Consider the following 22,032-nt stretch of genomic DNA (forward strand, 5'->3'; position numbering starts at 1 on the left):
CTGTTTTCTAAAGTTTCACCTCCACTGATTTTTTCTTCAGGGGCACAACCCATGCTCCCCTGCTATCCTTCTTATATTTCTTAAGAGAAGAAACGGGTTTACCATCCTTTTCCAGTCGCAGAAAAGCTTTTGGTGTAAAATCGTTTTCCGGGGCCAAAACCAGGATTACTTCATGTGTTTTTGAATTGTATCTTACCGCATCTACATTTCCAGCATCCAGTGTGATCCACAGGTTTTCCGGTGCAATAAAAAGTCTTGATTTTGATGCCGTTGTGAAATCGGTTGTAACCCAGTCCCCATCCTCGCTGATGTTACCTCCAAATGCAAGCCAGCCAAAGTCATCGTCTCTGGTAATAAATGTGGCGCTGTTGACCGCATATCCAAAGAATCCTGTTCCATAATCGCCGGAGATACCATCGTTGGCCAGTGTGGAAGGGAAGGAATGGAATGCACAGGGTGCAAATCCTTCTTCATTAATATTTGAAATTGCCCCCATTACTCCACCGTAACCCACACGAAGCAGGTAGAGGTTATCCGGTTCAAGCCTGTATTCATGCAATACCGGTATGGCATTCAATGCTGAACCGTAATGATGGATCTGCCGTTCAATACGTGAAAGTTTTCCTCCAAACAGAAAGTCCCAGTATCTGCGCGCGTTTCCGTTATATGCCCAGTGTGGAATAGTAGGCATATAGGCCATAATCGCCTTCAGTGTTACCATCGCTTTATCAGAGAATCCAAAATAGCGCGACCACATATATACTTCTTCCTGTCCGGTTGAATCCCAGGGCATCTCGCTTCCAAACGGATAATTCAGGGTGGCCCAGTGATCCGCTCTTTTCTTCATGGCTGCTTCAAGTTTATCAGCCATATCCGCAAAACCTTCATTTCTCAGGTCATTCAGGATCAACAGAAAAACGGTCCCTTCCATTTGCCCGAACTGTGCATAATACGGCGCCTGTTCTACCATAGCCATAGAAGTATAAAAGGCATTCTCCAGGTAAAACCGCCACTGACTGTCATCAACCAGTCCTTTATAGTTTCTGGCCAACCGGTACATCACCCAGTGTGCCGCTGCCACATGCGGATAATTATAGGACCGGCCAACAGACATTGCTGCTTTCTTTGACCAGGCTGCCCAGGTTTTATAATTTATATCATCTCTGTATGTTCCTGCCGGCATGCTGTCCGGTTCATAATAGAACATACTTTTACGAACGCCATATTTATGGTCGCCGCTGTTGTACTGAATACCACCCCACAATGTCTGATTTACAAACGAATCCAGCTTTGCGATCTCTTCCGGATCCGGTTCAACCAGTTGCTTCATTATGGCATTTAACCATGCACCAGCACCACCTTCATCGCTTAAACCACAAATCCATGAACGTGAATCCTGCAAAACTTTCTCTCCTGTTTCATAATCGTAGGTTATCACAGACGGACTTCTGTCAAACAGATCGCCCGAATTTTCATACCATTGTTTGGTTGTTAAGAAATGACCGTTATCTGCCACAACTTCTGCTTCAGGTTTTATTACTTTATAGTTGATGGTCTGAAGCGTTCCATCATCATACGTAACAGACAGCCTTGCCCTGCCCCACTGATTTCCTTTTACCGTATATTTTTTCCAATTACCATCTGTTACCTTATCAAACGTTACGGAAAGAGCGCCTTCCGGTTCTGAAGTGATTGACTTCACGCCTTTTTCAGCTTTCAGAAAAAGTGTTCCTACAACATCTTCAGGCAATACATATCCAGGGATACCAACGGCCACAGGCCTGTTGTGATCTGCCAGTGTTTTTTCAATATTCTTAACGGAATCAGCCAGTACAAACTCCACCCCAACCTCGTATACTTCACCAGGTTTCAGCACCTTTTCGGTCGGAGTATTCCATTGTTCCACACCTTCCCATTCTGCATCAGCCCAGGCTTTGGAATGGATCATCCACTCATGAAACCCCTCAAATGTTATCCCTCTTGGTGTCGGATCATCAAGCAATGGCCTGTACGCTTCGAAGGGCGAATTTTCCCAGGGCAATACCAGCAGAACCTTTCCTTCTCCTTTCAGCGACACCACCTGCAGATAACCTGCATCCATACCGATATAAGGATCATAAAACACATTCTGCGCATGGGCTTCATCCAATGATTTACCTGTCAGATCATTATTAAATATCATTGGAATACCCAAAGCGCCTATTTCTACGTCTTTATCTGTGTTATTCACTAATTTAAAACGCAACACAAGGTGATCCCCTTTTTTCTGCCAGTACCTTGTAAGCTCTAAGGGAAATGTTTCAGGCATTGTACCGTTCAGATTTGAGGCAGCCAGCACCTCCGGATCATTCACATTTAACGACATAACCGGTTTGCGGTTTTCTGCCGTGGAAAAGCTTGCCCAGTCCTCGCAACCACAACTCCTGACTCTCAGATTAATATCGCCCAAATGATAAAATCTGTTTCCTGAACGAGCTTCCAACCTGTCATGGGGTGTGAAGTCGAACCCTTCATCCGTTTTTAATTCTGAAACGGTTTGTGATGCATTAACAAGTTGCAGTTTAATTTGCTGAGTGGAATAATCTGTATACCCACTATCAAGTCCCAGTGTTGGGACAGGCTTCTCTCTTCTCCTGTTCTGTGCACTAACTAAAGTTCCCGTTAATGTTAGTATAAGTATTAAGTATTTTAGTCTGATCTGCATGTAGTATAATTTTTTCCTCTGTTAGTTCCTTTGTTTTTATTCTATGACCCATTCATGTATACCTGCTGAGAATTTCTCCGGTAACTTTACCATCATCCTCAAACCGGTTGTTTTTACCGGTTCAATATCCACAGAATCCCAACTGTCTTTTGTAATAGAGTATTTACCAAGATTTTTCACCGGAATCCACTCATTACCGGATTTGTACATCACTTTCCATTCTGCAGGTATGCGACAACCTCCAAACGGTCCATCGTCATACCAGTATACTTTAACCTTATTTACAGTTGCTTCATCATCAAAATCGTACTGCACCCATTCCCATGCATTATTTTCAGGCCACCAGTGATAATACGGCCATGTATGATCGTTGGCATCCTTTGGCATTAACTGATCGTTAATGGCTATAAGACTTTTGGTAGGGCGAGATGCAGATAATGTACTTTTACTTGCGATTGAAGGAGCCGGTAATGGACGTACACTCTTTTCGTTATACGGAAGCCAAACCGCCATTTCACCTGCTCCACGGTTATTCCATGCATAATATGGAATCAGTTTTATGATCTTTTCTTCTCCGTATTCAAGTCCGCCTGTCTGTGTGGCTCTTGCTATTCTTGCCGGAGCATTGATGGTATAAACTCCATTTAAGAGGTGACTGTTATGCTCGACCGAAAATTCCTTATCCTTGTCAAAAATCAGGTTTAACACTTTTCCGTCCTCTACATCAGGCCATTCTGCAGCGTACATCAATGGTCCCCGTTGAATGGCCATTTTATCGGCGTCCGCCTTAATATTATCATCTGCTTTAAGTTCCCGTGGTTCCATGGGCATATTTAACGAAACAACATCGCCCTTCTTCCATTTCCGATCTATGGTAACATAACCGTGTTCCGGTTTCACCTTCATCTTTTTACCATTCAAAGTAAGCGTTACCTCAGGATTGATATCATCCATAAAGGTATATAAATCTCCCGGAATGGCTTCGTTTCTTGCCCAGCCCGGAATTCTTAATTTTAAAGCGAACCTGGCCTTGTTTTCAGGATTAATGGTCATGTTAACCAAACCGTTCCATGGGTATTGTGTCTCCTGGCTTATCGTTACATTCCCGTCACCAAGTTTGATCTGAGCAGTGTTAGCCATATACAGGTTAACGTAAACAGCATCGTCTGTTTTCGCATATACATAGCCGGGTAACGAAGGTAAAAGTCTCGCTATATTCGGAGGACAACATGCACAACCAAACCATTTGCTGCGGCTGTGTTGTCCTATTGATTCCAGTACATTGGGATAGAAGAAACGGTCACCGGTTAATGAAACACCAGATATGAGTGCATTGTATAAGGTTCTTTCAAGCACATCCATATATTTTGCTTCTCCGTCTGACAGGAATAACCGGTAATTCCAGAATACATCTCCAATAGAGGCACAGGTTTCACAATATGCAGCCATATTGGGCAAATTATACGGTTCATCAAAACCTTCATTCCCACCGGAAGCACCTATTCCTCCAGTGACATAGGTTTTACCATATACCATATCCTGCCAAATGGCCCTGCTGGCATGAAGGTATGATTCATCATTATACAAGGCAGCGATATCTGCCATTCCTGAATACATGTAAGTAGCCCGAACGGCATGTCCCACAGCCCTGGTCTGATCCACTACTTTTTCATGTGCCTGATTATATTCTGATCCGCCAGGTCCCCTGACATCAAGGAAAAATTTAGCCAGATCGAGATACCGCTTTTCATTTGTAGCCCGGTAAAGTTTCACTAAACCCATTTCCACTACCTGGTGACCGGGATAATCTTCAAGCTTTCCCCATCCAAAGGTACGATCCAGCATATCTGCCGCCTTGATGGCTATGTCGAGAAAATTTCGTTGTCCGGTTGCCTGGTAATGCGCGACAGCTGCCTCAAACATATGTCCCAGATTATACAGCTCGTGACTCAGTTCATGCACTTTATTCCACCGGCCATCACCAACCCAAGGATGTGGGTTTGTACCATTCTTTTCGGCAATGGTAAGGTTGGTATAAATATAACCGTCCTCCTCCTGAGCCTTCCTTATCTTTTCTATGAGTTCATCCAGCTTTTTCTGCAATGCAGAATCCGGCATGGTTTGCAAAGAGTAGCTGGCGGCTTCAATTATTTTATATATATCACTGTCGTCAAACGGATACTCAGAACAGAATTCACCTTTTGCATCACCAGCTGCAATCTCAAAGTTTTTTACACGTCCTGAAATCTCCGATTGTTCTATAGCAATCGGAATAGTCACGTTATGGTTGATTTTGATTTTTGGAGCCCAGAACTGATCAGTAACATGAACAGCAGTAAAAGGAACCGGTTCAATGGGATACTGGCCTTCCTTTTCAGTTTTAACCTCTGTTTTACAGGATGAAAAAAACACCAGTAAAATTACCACGCCTGCAAAAGCAGTAAATTGTTTTGAATTCAGTTTTTTCATATCCATATTAATTAGTTCGGTTGTGCATTTGTAAACGGATTGGATTCTGATAATAATCCTTTAATTTCGGCCTCTGTCATGCTTTTATTATATAATCTGATACCGGAGATACTGCCCGAAAAGTTCTCATCAGGATTACCCGAGGCGCCAATATGTATTTCCGCAGGCGTAACAAACAGCATCAGTTGAGCCTTCTTATCCAGTTTCCCATCCACATATATACTTTCTGTCATGCCATCAAATGTTACGGCGATATGATGCCATTTGTCTGCTTCAGGCACTTTGGAATAAGACATATCGACCGCGCCGTCACCGTGAGCTGCTGCGCCGTAATTTCCTGTTCCGTAATACATGGCAGCATAAGATGCCTGCAACATATCACGCCGTGAAGTCCAGCTTAAAAGGCATTCTCCATGTCCTATTTCAGGATTCTTTACCCAGACTGCCGTAGTAAAAGGTGCATTCCAGGCCATACTTTCAGGTGGAACAGCTGCCAGTCTGAGCGATGATTTTCCATCAAAAACGGCAGCCATCACTCCATCAATATTTTTTATCTCAACATTCCCTCTTCCGGTAATTTCCCCTTTAAGTGTCCCTTTATTAAGCACAGCTCTATCATTTAGCTGTCCCGGTTCCTGATCCTTAAAACTGATATCTACCAGGCATTCCCCTGTTGGCTGAGGCGCTTTATCCGCATTTGAAACCATTTGCTGAAATTCAGGGATGTCCATCTTCCCTTTTGTAACGTTTACATTCCATATTCCGGCATAGAGGCCCGGTTTTTCTACGTCAGTAACCGTAATTCTTATAAAACGGGCTTTGGCCTTCTTTTGGTCAGTAACAGGTGATCCTGATACTTTATTGTTGGTTTTTTCAGCATAAACCGACCAGTTTTTGCCGTCCTTCGATATCTCTGTTTTGTATTGATAAAAATGAGATGGATATTCAAAATCTGTCGATATCCGATCAAAGGATTGTGTTTTGCCAAGATCTATGGTCAGGGATTGTGGCAATTCACAGCCATCAGCTTTCCACAATGTATTATTGCTGCCATCTGTAGCGTTCGACGGACTATAAGCATAATCAACTGCTTTGTTTCCGGTAAATCTGCTTCCTGCAGTTTTCAAATGATAATATGATGTAGCTTCAGCCTTTGCACCCAGTGCCAGATTTTCAGGACCTGATTTTTTTACGCCCAGAGCATATAAGCCATCCTCTGTAGGTTCAACTTTTGCAATGGTGTGATCATTAATAAAAGTAAGCTTATCCACACATGTTTGCCTGAACATACCACCGGTACTGTGGGGATTATCATGCCGGTGATATACGATGAAATATTCACCGTCATCCTCAAGTACAGAATGGTGACCCGGTCCGTCAACCAACGCACCATCGCTTGACAGGATCGGATTATTTTCTCCGTATGTAAACGGGCCGGTGGGTTTATCTGAATATGCATAATGTACAGCGTAAGAATCCAGCTTGCAATCGCCGGCAGAATACATCAAAATGTAAGTGTCATTTTTCTTCATCATATAAGCAGCCTCGAACGCTCTGGGAATCTGAGAAATGGGAATAAATCCTTCCTCTTCGATGGTAAACATATCATCGCTGTTGATCTTTACCCATCCCATACCACCAAAAGATGTACACCAGGTTCCGAAAAAGGCGTACAATGAACCATCATCATCCTGGAAAAACTGTGCATCCAGTGCCGGGAGATGTTCTTTGCCCGTTCCTACCGGAATAACCGGTTTCCCTTCATTCAGAGGTACCCATGGTCCTACCGGTGAGTTTGAAACATATCCGTAAATATTGCAGCCAAACTGGCAGTTGCCCATATAATAATAATACCGTCCATCTTTCCCTTCCAGCACATCAGGTGCCCAGCAATTCGTCAGACCATCCGGTAAAGACATCTCCATTTCCACATTCACCCAGTTCTTTAAATCATTGCTTACCCAAACCGAAGGTTCTCCCGATGCCAGCTTAATTCCATCGGTTGTTGCATATATATAATAGGTATCGCCGAACTTTTTAATCGTCGGATCTGCATAATAACCCGGCAATAACGGGTTGGCAACAACAGTAAATAATGCGGTTAACAATATCAGAATCAGGCCTGCTCTTTTCCGGTGCTTCATCTTCACAAATTTTGGGATTATAATTGAAAAAACTGTGTTATGTTTCAATCCAAAACCAGCTAATTGTTCCGGATCCGGATATCAATCAGCTGGTTTTATGAATTACCATTTTAAATACTAATTATTAATCGTACGGGCTGTAAATAGTGGCCCGGCCCTGTGTCCTTTATGCGGAACCAGTTTCACTTCTATGATATCTTTGCCTGAGGTCACATCTTCAGGAATTTTATACTCCATATCCATGAATTTTGCCTGGTTGAATGCTGAAATATTCTCAGTAGCAATAACTTTATCATTAACAAGAATATCAAATGTTTTTGAGCCATTATATCCACCCCAGTATTCCAGGACAAGTGATGTTGGCATATCCTTGTTGATCTTCATCTGGAAAGACATCCAGCCTCCGCGGTTGACTTCACGGTATTTTCGCTCCTTAAACTCGTCAACCCATGTGCGTTCATCCCTGAACTTATGGTTTCTTTCCGGCTGCATTTCACCTAAACGAATCATATCAATGGTTTTTGCCTCCAGCTCTTTCTTACGTTGCAAATCAGCTTTGTACTCGGCTTCCTTTTCTTTCCATTCTTCCGGCGTATAGGTGTCCCAGAAAATTGTATAGTGCCTGTCATGTGTTCTGTAGAAAGGCTTCAACACAACTTCTCTTGGATAAGCCACGTCGGTAAGTTTAAATGTATTGATCTTACCTTCAACCGGAACCAGCCAGTCCGAAGGATCAACATCTTTGGTCATCAGGACCGGTACATATAACGGATCCTTTGATTCCGGATCAGGTACAGGACCAAGATCACCTGCAAGCACTACCGGACCATTAAATACAGCTACCCTGTTTTTATTATCAGGCATTGTTTCCAGTCTGAGTGAAAACGGAAAACTAATCTCAACCACATCACCGGTTTTCCACTTGCGGTCAACCTTTACGAAACTTCCGGGTTCACTGCTCACATTCTGACTTTTCCCGTTAACTTTAATATCGATACCGTTTAAAGCCCAGTGCGGATAACGAATCTGCAGTGCAAGTTGAACCGGATTTTCGCATTCAAACTCCAGTTTGGTACCCTCTTCTTCAGGGAATGCGGTGAGTTGTTTTACTTTTAGTCCCTTTTCTTTCCAGTTTAACTCGGAAGCAATAAACTGAACCAGGTACAACTCTTCGTTATTATGGTAATAAATATTTTTACTGTATTTGGAATGATTTTCCATTCCGGTTCCCACACAACAGGTGAACCACTCCGGATCCTGATAGACTTTAAAACCGCCCATATCAATAGACAGGTTGTAGATGACGTGTCCTGATTCAGGATGCTGTGATGAACGGATATGGTTGAACAGCGCACGCTCGTAATACTCCATTACAGCAGGATCTGCTGTCCATTCAAAGAGATGCTCTGACAACTTAAGCATATTGTACACATTACAGGTCTCTGTAGTATTGTTACTCAACTCATTGTTCAGCTTGTCCGGATCAGTAAGATATTCATGATTACCATTTCCGCCTGTTACGTAACTATGGTGGTGAACCATCATATTCCAGAAATTGACAGCTCCGTCATGATCCATCTGGTCACCTGTCAGCTCATAACGTCTTGCCAATCCGACAAATTTTGGGATTTGAGTGTTTGCATGTTTGCCGGCAAGGATATCCTCACCTTTTTCAATCGGATCAATAATGGCTTTATGCTGAAATACCCTTGAAAGTTTAAGGTATTTTTCATCTCCGGTATAATTATACAATTCTGCCAGTGTTTCGTTTATTCCACCATGTTCGCAGTGCAACATTTCCTGAATCTGATCGTCATTCAAATCTTTCACGATCGTAGCCAGCCAGTCTGCAAATTTTATATTAATCTCCAGGGCTTTCTCGTTTCCAAATACCTTATATACATGATCAAGTCCGTCCATCACTTTATGTTCGGTGTAATACGGCACCCAGATTCCATTCAGGTCAAACCCCTGCGCCCTGATGTTTCCCTTGGCCACCTCATCTTCCAGAATTCTCTTACCATTCGGAAACGCGCCGATATAACCGTCACCATCGGCCTGCTGACATTCATACAATTCATCAACAATGTAGTTGGCTCTGCGTTTAAATTCTTCATTTCCGGTTGACTCATACATCAGCGTGATGGCTGAAAGATAATGACCCAGACTGTGACCGGCTATCGTCTCATCCTCCCATCCGCCATAATGTTTGGCTTTGGGTTTTAAGCCGGCTTCACTCCTGAATTTTGCCAGGAGACGATCAGGTTCATAACTTAATAAGATCTGTTCATTCAACTCTGTTGCATGTTTAAACTGTCCGTCAAGAAGTGTGACATCTTCTATTTTGAACGGCAATACTTTAAATGTAATCTTTTCCAAACCATCTTTTTTAACAGGTTCCGGAGTTTTAGTGCAGGATGATACCGTTAACAATATCATTCCACATGAAATGAGTGCAAATATCCTACTCACCAGACGCATTTTCATATCCTTTTAATTATTTAATGTTTCAAAATTTAAAATTATTCCCACCATTATTTTCCGATGTCAAGAAGATGAAAATATTGTACATCTGCATGACCATATGTTCAAAAAACATGTAAAAATGTATTAATTATCATCAAGAATTTTTCTAAATAATCAGCACACAGGGATTGGCTCAAATCAAAATGCTGAATATTTTAAACTCAGAAAATTAAAGCGGTTCGAAAGATATATATTTATTGTAAAAAATACGAATCCATAAGGCAGATAACCCTGAATTTAACCCTTACAGACTTATATTTTGAGTGTTACTGCTTTTTCTCAATGGTGATAATTAATACTTTTGCATTTCGCTCCTGATACATTCATTCTTATATTTTGAACATTCGTTTCAAAGCATTACAATAAATTTTAACAATTTTCGGCAGAAAACAACCTCAACAGAAAACATTGTGATTTAAGATGCAGATCTGTTGAACTATTTAACCTTATCATGTTCCGGAAAAAGCTGCTATTTATACTTTTGTTTACTGGCCAATTCATTATTTCTTCAGCACAGGTTAGCTTTGGTTTAAACCAAACATATAATTACCTCAAAGGATCAGGTGCATTAAACCTTTCTGACAACTGGACTGCTAATGACTTTGATGACTCATCATGGTCTGCCGCTCAGGCACCGTTCCGGTATGGGGATGGTATCGGTGGCACCAATCTGACTGACATGCAGGGTAATTATTCAACGGTTTATCTGAGAACCGCCTTTAATGCATCAGATGCTAATAATATAACAAAAATTTTGCTGAATGTAAATTATGATGATGGATTTATTGTCTGGATCAACGGATCCGAAATTGTTTCCGTCAATGCACCCGATAATCCGGCATACAACTCCACAGCCATCGCCAATCATGAATCCGGTTCACCGGTACCCTACGAAGTTGATTCATCTCTGTTTAAACTTATTGAAGGGGAAAACATGCTTGCAGTGCAGGTTTTTAATGTCTCATTGAGCAGTTCAGATTTTTACTTTGATATGTCCATGGAGGCTATCCCTGAACTGCCTGTTTTTGAATATGATACAACAGCTGTCTTCAGTCATAATGCCGGTATTTATTCCGATCCCTTCAGCCTGACCCTGGAATCTCCGGATTCTGAATATACCTTATTATACACAATCGACGGCAGTGATCCGCAGAACTCTTCAAGTGCCAAAACTGCAGTATCAACAACCAACATAACGATTGATCCGGATATTACTGCCGGTCGTGGCCTTACTCCCGCCTTTGTGGTCAGGGCATCTCTGGTGAAAGCCGGATATCAGCCATCTTTTTCAATCACAAAAACATATCTGTTTATTGACAAAGTTGCAAATCAGGGATATCCAGGCTATACCTGGCCTTCAGGAGAAGTCAATGATCAGGTGCTTGACTATGCAATGGCTACAGATGTAACACAGGATCCCAAATATGCCGGTCAGCTCTCGGATGCAATGCTACAGATACCTTCAGTTTCCATTGTAACAGATCCGGATAATCTTTTTGATTCCGGGAAAGGCATTTATGTAAATGCTGAACAAAAAGGAGAAGAATGGGAACGTCCGTGTTCCTTTGAAATCATTAATACAGATGGTAGCGCAGCCGTTCAGGTTAACGCCGGCCTGCGGATCAGGGGAGGCAACAGTGCGAAAAACAAGAACAATCCCAAACATGCATTCAGACTGTTCTTCAGATCAGAATACGGTGCAGCCAAACTGAAATATCCCCTTTTCGAAGATGAAGGGGCCGACGAATTTGATGCCATTGACCTGAGATGTGAACAAAACTATTCCTGGAGCATGGATGGCAGCTACCATAATACGATGGTAAAAGATATTTTCAGCAGAGATCTTCAGGGGAAAATGGGTGAACCGTATAAACGCGGAAGGTATTATCACCTGTATCTTAACGGAATGTACTGGGGCATTTTTCAAACCGATGAACGCTCTGAAGCCAGTTATGCGGAGACCTACCTGGGAGGTGATAAAGAAGATTATGATGTGATAAAAGTAGACACAAAGCCCTGGCCATACTATTGTGAAGCTACTGATGGTAATATGGATGCATGGAACGAACTGTGGGATTTATGCCGTGCCGGCTTTTCTCAGAATGCCGCATATTTCAGTGTGCAGGGTATGGATGAAACCGGAACACCCGATGCCGGTCTTATAAATTATGTAGATGTTGATAACCTGATCAATTATATGCTGGTCATTTTTTATACCGGTAATTTTGATGCACCGGTTTCAGCATGGTACAGCGATGACATGCCAAATAACTTTTATGCCTTGTACAACCGAAAAAATATATCGGAAGGATTCCGGTTTTTAGCCCACGATTCAGAACACAGCATGTTTGTGGAAGAAGTGTTCGGAAGAAACGGGATTAATGAAAACAGGGTAAATATTGGGTCAACCGGATCGATGCGGATTACCAACGAACTGGATTTCAATCCTCAGTGGTTACATTTCAGGCTCACCCAAAACGGTGAATACAAACAAAAATTTATGGATCGGGCTTATGCGTTGCTGAATGAAGGTGGTATATTATCTTCTGACAGCGCCAAAGCACTTTTTCAGAAGCGTGTTGACCAGATTGATCTGGCAATTATAGCGGAATCAGCCCGCTGGGGAGATGCACAAACCCGTAATTCTCTGACCAAAGATAATGACTGGGTACCGGAAATAAATACGATGCTGAATGAATTTTTCCCTCAGCGAACCAGCATTCTTATTCAGCAGCTCAAAAGCGAAGGCCTGTACTCGTCATATATGGCACCGGAGGTCTACCGCAATGATCAGAAATTGCTGGGATCGTATTATACAACTACCGGAAGCACTTCGGTTTCCATTCGTAACCCAAATGCAAATGGGACAATTTACTATACCCTTAACAATAGTGATCCCAGGGCTATTGGCGGAACAATTTCAGAAGACGCGGTGACCGGAACAGATAATAAACAGATTGAATTCAGTAATACAATTGTCCTCACAACACGTGTACGGTACAATAATACCTGGGGACCGGTAAAGAAAATTGTATTCAGCAGTGGCGACGAAGATTATGCTTCGTTTAAAGTTACTGAACTGCATTACCATCCAGAAGATGTAATATCAGGAACGGATACGACCTCCGGAAAGAAATATGAATTTATTGAATTTAAAAACACCGGTGATCATATTATCAATCTTTCAGGATTACATTTTACATCCGGAATCGAATATGCATTTCCTGAAAATAATCTTCTTGAGCCGGGAAGTTTTTACGTGATCGCCTCAAAGCCCAACTATTTCTTTGACAGATACGGCTTATATCCAAGTGGAAATTTCAGTGATCAACTCAATAACGGAGGTGAACTGATTGAAATATCAGATTCTGAAGGTTTACCGTTACTCTCCTTTACTTATGAAGATAAAGCACCGTGGCCATATGAACCGGATGGCTCAGGCTATACCTTAACTTCGGCAGAATCCAATCCCACCGGTGATCCGAATGATTATACTTACTGGAAAGTTTCCTCTGTGATTAACGGAACACCATTTGCTGATGATATTGAAACTGCGACAGATGAAGTACAGGATGCCATACCGGCACTTTCTGTTTATCCTAATCCTGCATCATCTTTTGCTAAGGTAGACCTGTCGGGTATTCCTTATGATGCAAGACTGAATATTACGATCTACACCACAAATGGTTCAGTGGCTTACAGGAATACTATCGGTAATCATTCACGAATTAATTTCAATAAAGAACATCTCAAACCAGGTGTATATTTCTTACAGATTGAATTTAACAATTATTCATACAGTAATAAACTCGTAATAATACCATAATAACGCAAAGAAATAATAGTAAAAATCAACAACATCCTAATATACTGCAATTTATGATTTGAAGTATTCAACATTTATGCAAGTATTTTAAACATTTGGGAATGTGTAAAAAAGTTAAAATCATGAGATTTACACTAATAAAGATAAAATCACATCTCAGAATTCATGTAAAACTAATTGAGAACCTTTTGAAAATATTTAACATCTAAAAACCCATAATAAATGAAATATAAAATTTTGTGGAAAAGCCGAATCTCATTAATGATGTTAATGCTAGTTGTTCTGATACCAGTAAATGCATTCGGACAGGCAAAACAAATTAAGGGAATAGTGTATGATGAAGACGGAAGTACACTCCCGGGAGTTAATGTAACGATAGAGGGTACTACCAAAGGTGTAATAACAGATGTTGAAGGGGCCTTTACAATTGCCGCCGAAAAAGGCCAAACACTCGTTTTTTCTTTCGTCGGCTTTGTAAAGGAGAAAGTCCTGATCAAAAACCAGACCGAACTTAAGATTATAATGAAGTCTGATGTTGAGCAAATGGAGGAATTTGTGGTGGTTGGTTACGGTGTTCAGAAAAAGGCTTCTGTTGTTGGTGCGATAAATCAGGTTTCAGGAAATAAGTTACAGGAGATGAAGACCGGTGGTAGTATTGAAAATTCTCTTCAGGGAAATTTACCCGGACTGACCGTTATTTCAACCGACCCGACCCCTGGTGAAGAAGCTTCCGGAATTACGATGTTAATCAGGGGAAGTGCGTCACTGAATGCCAATAATCCACTAATTATTGTCGATGGTGTTGAACGTAGTTTTTCTAACCTTGACCCTAATGAAATTGCATCAGTTTCCATATTAAAAGATGCATCAGCAACGGCTGTTTACGGAACCAAGGGAGCAAACGGTGTTATTATTGTTACCACTAAAAGAGGTAGTTCCGGTAAGGTCGATCTTGAGTTTTCAAGTGAGGTGACTATGAAAGAAGCGACACGGCTTCCCAAATACCTGAATGCATATGAAACCCTGAAAATGCGAAATGTGGCATACAGAAACGATGATATGTGGCCAATGCTTTACTCTGATGAGGAGCTTATGCATTACAGAAATCAGGATATGCCTTATGTCTATTCTGACTTCGACTGGATGGACTTCCTGTTCAAACCGGCATTCGATCATAATTATAACCTTAATGCCAGAGGTGGAAATGATTTTGTTCAGTATTTTGTTTCGGTTGGTTATCTGCATGAAGGTGATATATATACGGTAGGTAATCTTTTTCCGTACCAATACGATAAATACAATGCACATTATTTTCATGACAGGTATAATTTCAGAAATAACCTGGACTTTAATTTATCCCCTACAACAAAACTTTCGTTGAATTTAGGAGGAAACATTAAAAAGTGGGGACGTCCCTTTGATGCCTATACACATGAAACATGGTTTGAACCGGTTACACTGGTTCCATACTACCCTGTTGATGTACTGGATAAGTATCCGGATAATGTAAATCCATACGATCAGAACAACATCCGTTTCGCCGTAAATCCTGAAATGGGTAACGTGAGACTAGACTGGATCGGGGGTCGCGGATTTGACCGCTTTAAAAGCAATCAACTGAACCTGGACCTTACATTCCAGCAACAACTGGATTTTATCACTAAAGGTCTTTCTTTTAAAGGTCTCTATTCTTATAATAATTCTGTTGTTTACCAGGAAAATTTCAGGCCTGGTGGTGAATTTTATGGATTTTTCTTCGGATATTACCTCAACCCCGACAATCTGACCTGGTCCCGTTACAACTCTGACGGAGGTTTTGACCCTGATACGCCACAACCTAAACTGGAGTCTATGGGAGATGGTTTAAGCAGTGCATTCAGAAGCCATTATTACAGACTCCAATTTGATTACTCTCGAAGTTTTGGAAATCACAATGTAGGAGCATTGGCACTCTTCAGCCGTAGAAGGGCAATCAGTATGGTAGACTTCCCAGCGTTTGAAGAAGACTGGGTAGGACGTGCCACCTATAATTATAAAAATAAATACTTTATTGAAGGGAATGCCAGTTATACCGGTTCAGAACAATTTTCACCTGAGAACAGGTTCGGTTTCTTTCCGGCTATGGCAGCTGGCTGGCTCCTGTCTGAGGAGAAATTCTTTAAACCCGTTAAACCATATATCAACAATTTAAAATTCCGATATTCATATGGTAAAGTTGGGTACGATTATACAGGAGACAGATGGAGATACCTGACATACTATTCAGAGGGTGGATCATCTCCGGCATTTGGATATCCGTTTACCTATTATCCTGTTATTACAGAAGGTGCAATACCGGTTCCTGATATATCATGGGAAATTGCAATTAAGCAGAACATTGGTGTAGAAATCGGCATTTTACAGAATATGGTTACATTGAATATTGACCTGTTTAACGAACACAGATCAAATATCCTGCAAGGACGTAATCAAGTACCTTCATGGGTAGGTGTAAGTGACCTGTACGGCAACATTGGAGAAACTAAAGGACATGGTTTTGAAGTTGAACTTGGGTTTAATAAAACGTTTGCCAACCGTCTTAATTTGTATGCCAATGCAAACTTAACCGGTAATGAAAGCCGCGTAATTAAATATGATGAACCTGAAACAAAACCGGCAAACATAAGTGTAGAGGGCAAACCGGTAGAAATTGCACAGCGGATGGGCTGGTATACTCCGGCTGCCGGTGTTGAGGTAGAAGGTTATTATCAGAATATTGACGAGCTGTTTATTGCCCCGGTAGCAAGTGGTGTTGCTCCTATTGTTGGAGACCACAAATATCTGGACTATAATGGTGACGGGGCAATTGATGCTCAGGATTATGTGGTTTCTGCTCACCCTTATGCTCCTATGTTTACCTGGAATGCTAAACTTGGTGCCAATTACAGGGGGTGGAATTTTCAAATGGATTTTTATGGCATCTCAGATGTGGATTACCAGATGCGACAAGGTGGCATGTTCTATTTATATCCATTTTCTCAGAATAAAGATAATGCACTTGTTGCTCATGCTGACTACTGGACACCGACAAATACAGATGCTTCTTATCCGGCAGTTCACTCCAGGGTTGAGAATAATCCTAACTACAGGTTTAGTTCATTTTCTAATGTAAATGGGAAATACAGCCGCTTGAAAAATGTAAGATTCGGTTACACCTTCGATTTGAAAAATTCAAAAATTCTCGGTCTTCAAAAGCTTGAACTGGCAATAACAGGCACAAATCTGTATACCTGGACAGATTATCCTCTTGGAGGAGATCCGGAAGGAGCCAACTCGGGGACTGACTTTGGAGCTTATCCGCAAATGAAACGTTACACTTTTGAAATCAGGGCAAACTTCTAACCTTTGGACATCATGAATAAAAATAAAAATTACAATATGAAAAATATAGTTCTGATACTACTGGTTGCCTTTGTACTCCTTCCGGGTTGTACGGAATATCTGGACAGGGCACCTGAATCAACAGGATTACTGGAAGATGATGTGTTTAAATCATATCTGACCTTCAAGAAATTTGAAGACCAGATGTATAAAGATATGCATGACTATCTTGCCAACTATGATTATTCGTTTATTGGTGCTGTATGTGATGAAGGCTATATGGATTGTGACTGGGAGACCCTTCCCAAGGTGCAGAACGGTGACTGGTTGAGTGGTTACGGATTAGCCCAGGCCTTGCAGTTTACAACCATTTGGAATGGATGGCAAAGCATTCGTATTGCCAACATAGCACTCAACAGGATGGAAGATCTTCAGGATGCTACAGCAGAACAAAAACGCCTGCTCAAAGGTCAGGCCTATTTTATGAGAGCATGGTATTATTACGAGTTTCTTAAACGACAGGGTGGTATGCCTTACCTTCAGAAAGCATTATACGGAAGTGATAATTATGCCCTGCCCCGCTTAACATACGATGAAACAGCACACATGATCGCAATGGATTGTGATTCTGCGATGTCATTATTGCCGGCTTCCTGGGATGATGCCAACATTGGAAGACCGACCAGAGGTGCTGCCATGGCACTAAAAGCGAGTACCTTTATTTTCAATGCCAGTCCTACAAATAATCCTGAGAATACAACATCCAAATGGGAAGAAGCAGCAAAAGCAGCATGGAATTTAATTCAGTTTGCAGAATCTACAGGCACATATAAACTGGTTCAGTGTAATTCTACTGATGAAGTCACATATAAGGCAGTACAGAATTTAAATCCTGACGACAGTATTCGTACCATAGAATTTTTAGGTGGGTACGACAGTATCTTCCATTACACTCCCACTAATGATGAAATAATCTGGGAATATTTTGGTCAGATGCAAAACAGTGATCGGTACTTAACCTTTACCACACCTAGTCTGGGTGTGATAAGTATTATTCAGGGCTACAGCCCATCACAGAATTTAATTGACCTGTATGAAACCAAAAATGGTTTGTCAATCACAGATGATGCTTCATTTGATGAACAAAATCCGTACGTCAACAGGGATCCACGCTTTTATCATTCAATTCTTTTTAACCAGGAACGCTGGAGCAGTAAATCCGGTTATTATCTTGAGCTTTTTGAAGGTGGAACTGAACGTCAGTCGTCTAAGAAGCATTATAGTAAAACAGGTTACCTGGCCAGAAAATTCTGGGTAAACAACATTGACCAGTTTTCAAATGAGGTTCATCCGATGACACATAGTATCTATTTCAGGTATGCCGAAGTACTGATGTGGTATGCCGAAGCAGCGAACGAATTAGGAGGACCAAACTATACACTTCCTGGCGCTAATTTAACTGCTGCACAAGCCGTTAACAGGGTTCGTGCAAGGGTTAAAATGCCTGCGGTAAATGCAATGTATCTTGCAGATAAAAATACATTCCGCGAGCGTATTAAAAACGAAAGAGCCATTGAGTTCTTCCTGGAAGGTAAGCGTTTCTTTGACCTTTCAAGGTGGGGTGATGCTTCAAAAATTGAAAACAAAACAGTATATGGAATTAATCTGGTAAAAGATCTTCAGACTGAAACGGGTTACAGGTTTAACAGAAGTTCGGATCCGGTATTCACTTATACGTTTTCCAGCAAACATTACAGATGGCCAATTCCGCTGGGAGATGCCACAATGTTTAAGGAGTTTAAACAAAATCCGGGATGGTAAAGTATCAACTGAGTAAAACAAGTACGTGTATGTATGTAAAATATAATATAAAAGCGTGGTTGAAACAACATAACAACATACTCATGAAAAATAGAAATTTATTACGCATATTTTTGTTAATCTTTCTGGTTTCGTCAATCACACCAGCCTATCTTAATGCCCAGACTAAAAAAGAAGTATTGACTGCTGCCGGGATGGTTTTATCAGAAGACTCTGTTCCTATGCAGGGAATAAAAGTGAAGGCTTTTGCAAGCAAAGATGTCACTTTTACGAATCAGGAAGGAAGTTTTAAAATAGATATTGTTGCAGGTACCGATCACCTAGTGGTAGAAAAAGAAGGCTACTTTACAAAAGTGATGCCGGTTGCTGATATCGTTATTAAAAATAAATCTGTTGCATTGCCAACTATTGTACTGAAGAAAAAATATATTTTTGATGACACCAAGGAAGTTAGTTTGCCATTTTCTTCGTTAGAGGCTAGAAAAGTTGCTGCGTCATTCCAATCAATATCCGGAGAGGATTTAAAATCTTATCCAACAACTTCATTCCTTGATGCCTTGTCCGGATTATTACCGGGGGTGTATGTCACAACGAATACTTCTCAGCCAGGATTTGAGAGTCAGACCATAACAATAAGGGGGGAGGCTGCCACAATATATGTTGATGGCGTTATTCGTGATCCATCAGACCTTTCTCCAGATGAAGTTGAGTCTGTTGAAGTACTCAGAGATCTTTCAGGCAGAGCTATGCTTGGAATATACGGATCAAATCCGGTGCTATGGATTACAACAAAATCGGGGAAAGCATATGAGCGTAAAACAAGTTTTACTGCCGAATATGGTATGAATATGGCAACGGCCATTCCGGAATACACCAATGCATATGATTATGCAACTCTGTATAATGAAGCACTTGTAAACGACGGTTATACGGCATATTATGATCAGTCTGCACTTAATGCCTATGCGAACGGATCTGATCCTGTTCACTACCCGAATATCGATTATCTTGACCGCTATGTCAGGCCATCTTCACCATACCGCAGGGCCAACCTGAATTTTAATGGTGGAAATAAGAGTGTAAACTATTTCTCAATGTTGGATTATTCAGGCTCTGAAGGTTTAGAATCCACCATTGGCGAGGTCTACAAAAGTAACCGGTTTAAAGTTCGGAGTAATGTAAACATTACGTTGAATGAATACATTACAATGAACGTCAATATTTCAGGGATGTACCGGAAAGGTCGAAATCCTTTATCCAACATTTTTAATCTTAATGCTTCAATACCAGCCAATGCACATCCAATCTGGTTCGAAGACAAACTAATTTCCAATGCTGATTATCCTGTTAATATTGAAAATGCCATGGTCCATGGAGGATATAATGAATCAGAATATATCAGTACACAAAACAATGCAGGCCTTTTTGTTGATCTTTCCGAAGTTACAGAAGGACTGTCTGCTAATCTGAATGTTGCGTTTGATGCCTCGGCTCTATTAAGTGGTTATGAGGTTGAAAGTGAGGCTTTGTACTGGCTTGTGACCGGATCACAGGGTCAGGACTCAACGGTACTCAATACAGAAAAAACAGTTTCTCAAGCACAGGCCACGGGAGACGCATTAATCTCACGAAAAACAGTATTAAATGGAAAACTGGACTACTCCAGGACATTTGATAAACATAACATAAATGCAGTGCTTGCTTATTACCAGGCTGAATTTGCACGCAACAGTTACGCAGGTTATCAACCAGATAAAATGCAGGATTTTTCACTTCGCTTAGATTACGCATTTGATGACAGGTATATTGTTCAGCTTGACCAGGTATATTCCGGAAGCATGCGATTACCCAAAGGAGATAAATACAGTTGGTATCCAACAATAGGGTTAGGTTGGAACATCCACAATGAATCATTCTTCAGGGCTGATTTTGTGGATTACCTCAAACTTACCGGATCATACGGCATCATCGGGGTTAATAGTTTCAGCCTTCCTGGTTACAATTCCTTTTATCTCTATCAGACCTTATGGCAGCAAAGCGGAAGTTGGGTTAGCGGAATTTCCGGAAGCTTCAGTACGCCCTCAAGTGGCTATGTAATTATGCAGGAAGGAAGCGATGCCTATACATTACCGGAAAGTAATTATATGAATGTTGGTATTCAGTCCACTCTTTTCAATCATAGTTTAGATTTTGAATTAAACTATTACAGGAATAAGGTTTCAAACCTGATTTCGCAAAAAAGCAGTTTTACTCCATCCATCGTTGGTGGCGGACAATTTTTACCGGCTACAAATTACGGTGAAAACCTATACTATGGTTTTGATGGATTGATTCAGTATACAAAATCCGTTGGTGACTTTAATTTAAGTGCCGGAATAAATGCTCTATATAAAAGAGGTCAGTATGTTGTGGTGGATGAACCCATCCTGGAGGAAGATTACAGAAAATATGCCGGAAAAGAAATAGATGAATACGTTCTTTATAATGCCGAAGGCCTTTTCCAGTCTGAAGGAGAAATTAATAGCCGCACTATTAATCAGAATTTTGGGGCATTAAAACCTGGCGATATTATATATTCTGACTATTCCGGTGACGGCAGTATTGACGAAAAAGATATGTACAGAACCGGTGATCACTCCCCACGCCTGTTCTTCGGAGCAAATCTTTCACTTGCATATAAAGGATTCCGAATTAAAGCTGTAGGACAAGGAGCTGCGGATGGTAAAATATCTGTTTTAAACGATTACTTTACTGCCATTGGAACCAACACGAATTACTCAACAGCACTTTTAAACCGTTGGCCTGTAACTAACGACTTCCCCAGAATGACAACATCGTCCGAAAATAATATTCAGACTTCAACATTCTGGTTGAGAGATGCAACATATTTCAGAATTAAGAATGTGGAGCTCAGTTATACCTTTTCTGATAAAGATGCGCTTGCACTCAGTCTTACAAACCTTAAGGTATTTGTAAGAGGATCCAATATCGCACAGTTCTCATCACTTGATGAATACGGAGTTGACAGGGAAAATACCGGAGCAGGCTATGATGCATATCCGATCTTTAAAACTTTTACCGGTGGTCTCTCATTAAGTTTTTGATATGAGAAATATTAATATGATGACGATTATGAAAGAAAATGTTAACGGAACGAAAGCCAAATACATGCCAAATATAAA

The 22,032-nt window shown here is 41.0% G+C and carries 8 protein-coding genes; 4 read left to right on the forward strand and 4 right to left on the reverse strand.

All coding sequences use genetic code 11. The annotated features are described in order from the left end of the window. Window positions 1-7 precede the first annotated feature (7 nt). The 4 genes from ACE1EF_RS06215 to ACE1EF_RS06230 form a co-directional block, all read right to left on the reverse strand. The gene (locus ACE1EF_RS06215) at window positions 8-2,704 is read right to left on the reverse strand and encodes a DUF5695 domain-containing protein (protein ID WP_375719765.1); all 2,697 of its coding nucleotides are present in this window, start codon (window positions 2,702-2,704) and stop codon (window positions 8-10) included. Window positions 2,705-2,740: 36 nt separating this feature from the next. Beyond that, the gene (locus tag ACE1EF_RS06220) at window positions 2,741-5,173 is read right to left on the reverse strand and encodes a glycoside hydrolase family 127 protein (protein ID WP_375719766.1); all 2,433 of its coding nucleotides are present in this window, start codon (window positions 5,171-5,173) and stop codon (window positions 2,741-2,743) included. A gap of 11 nt (window positions 5,174-5,184) precedes the next feature. Beyond that, window positions 5,185-7,317: a family 43 glycosylhydrolase gene (locus tag ACE1EF_RS06225; protein ID WP_375719767.1), complete on the reverse strand. Its 2,133-nt coding sequence runs from the start codon at window positions 7,315-7,317 to the stop codon at window positions 5,185-5,187. Window positions 7,318-7,434: 117 nt separating this feature from the next. After that, a complete protein-coding gene (locus ACE1EF_RS06230; protein ID WP_375720132.1) occupies window positions 7,435-9,798 on the reverse strand; it encodes a beta-L-arabinofuranosidase domain-containing protein in 2,364 nt (787 codons plus the stop codon). A gap of 496 nt (window positions 9,799-10,294) precedes the next feature. On the opposite strand from ACE1EF_RS06230, the gene ACE1EF_RS06235 reads away from it, so the two are divergent. From ACE1EF_RS06235 to ACE1EF_RS06250, 4 genes are all read left to right on the forward strand, one after another. Continuing rightward, window positions 10,295-13,669, forward strand: coding sequence for a CotH kinase family protein (locus ACE1EF_RS06235; protein WP_375719768.1), 3,375 nt, complete (start codon window positions 10,295-10,297; stop codon window positions 13,667-13,669). 222 nt (window positions 13,670-13,891) lie between these two features. Further along, window positions 13,892-17,050: a SusC/RagA family TonB-linked outer membrane protein gene (locus ACE1EF_RS06240; protein WP_375719769.1), complete on the forward strand. Its 3,159-nt coding sequence runs from the start codon at window positions 13,892-13,894 to the stop codon at window positions 17,048-17,050. A gap of 36 nt (window positions 17,051-17,086) precedes the next feature. Then, window positions 17,087-18,850, forward strand: coding sequence for a RagB/SusD family nutrient uptake outer membrane protein (locus tag ACE1EF_RS06245; RefSeq protein ID WP_375719770.1), 1,764 nt, complete (start codon window positions 17,087-17,089; stop codon window positions 18,848-18,850). A gap of 83 nt (window positions 18,851-18,933) precedes the next feature. Continuing rightward, window positions 18,934-21,954, forward strand: a complete 3,021-nt coding sequence (locus ACE1EF_RS06250; protein ID WP_375719771.1) for a SusC/RagA family TonB-linked outer membrane protein — start codon at window positions 18,934-18,936, stop codon at window positions 21,952-21,954. Window positions 21,955-22,032: the final 78 nt, after the last annotated feature.

It is taken from the genome of Quyinboa sediminis, assembly GCF_042219855.1.
Lineage (GTDB): Bacteria > Bacteroidota > Bacteroidia > Bacteroidales > UBA5342 > JBHJHP01.

Bases quoted from the DNA above. Each gene is read 5' to 3' on its own strand.
- ACE1EF_RS06215 (WP_375719765.1), bottom strand. From the start codon at position 2,704: ATGCAGATCAGACTAAAATACTTAATACTTATACTAACATTAACGGGA.
- ACE1EF_RS06240 (WP_375719769.1), top strand. From the start codon at position 13,892: ATGAAATATAAAATTTTGTGGAAAAGCCGAATCTCATTAATGATGTTA.
- ACE1EF_RS06230 (WP_375720132.1), bottom strand. From the start codon at position 9,798: ATGCGTCTGGTGAGTAGGATATTTGCACTCATTTCATGTGGAATGATA.
- ACE1EF_RS06225 (WP_375719767.1), bottom strand. From the start codon at position 7,317: ATGAAGCACCGGAAAAGAGCAGGCCTGATTCTGATATTGTTAACCGCA.
- ACE1EF_RS06220 (WP_375719766.1), bottom strand. From the start codon at position 5,173: ATGAAAAAACTGAATTCAAAACAATTTACTGCTTTTGCAGGCGTGGTA.
- ACE1EF_RS06235 (WP_375719768.1), top strand. From the start codon at position 10,295: ATGTTCCGGAAAAAGCTGCTATTTATACTTTTGTTTACTGGCCAATTC.
- ACE1EF_RS06245 (WP_375719770.1), top strand. From the start codon at position 17,087: ATGAAAAATATAGTTCTGATACTACTGGTTGCCTTTGTACTCCTTCCG.
- ACE1EF_RS06250 (WP_375719771.1), top strand. From the start codon at position 18,934: ATGAAAAATAGAAATTTATTACGCATATTTTTGTTAATCTTTCTGGTT.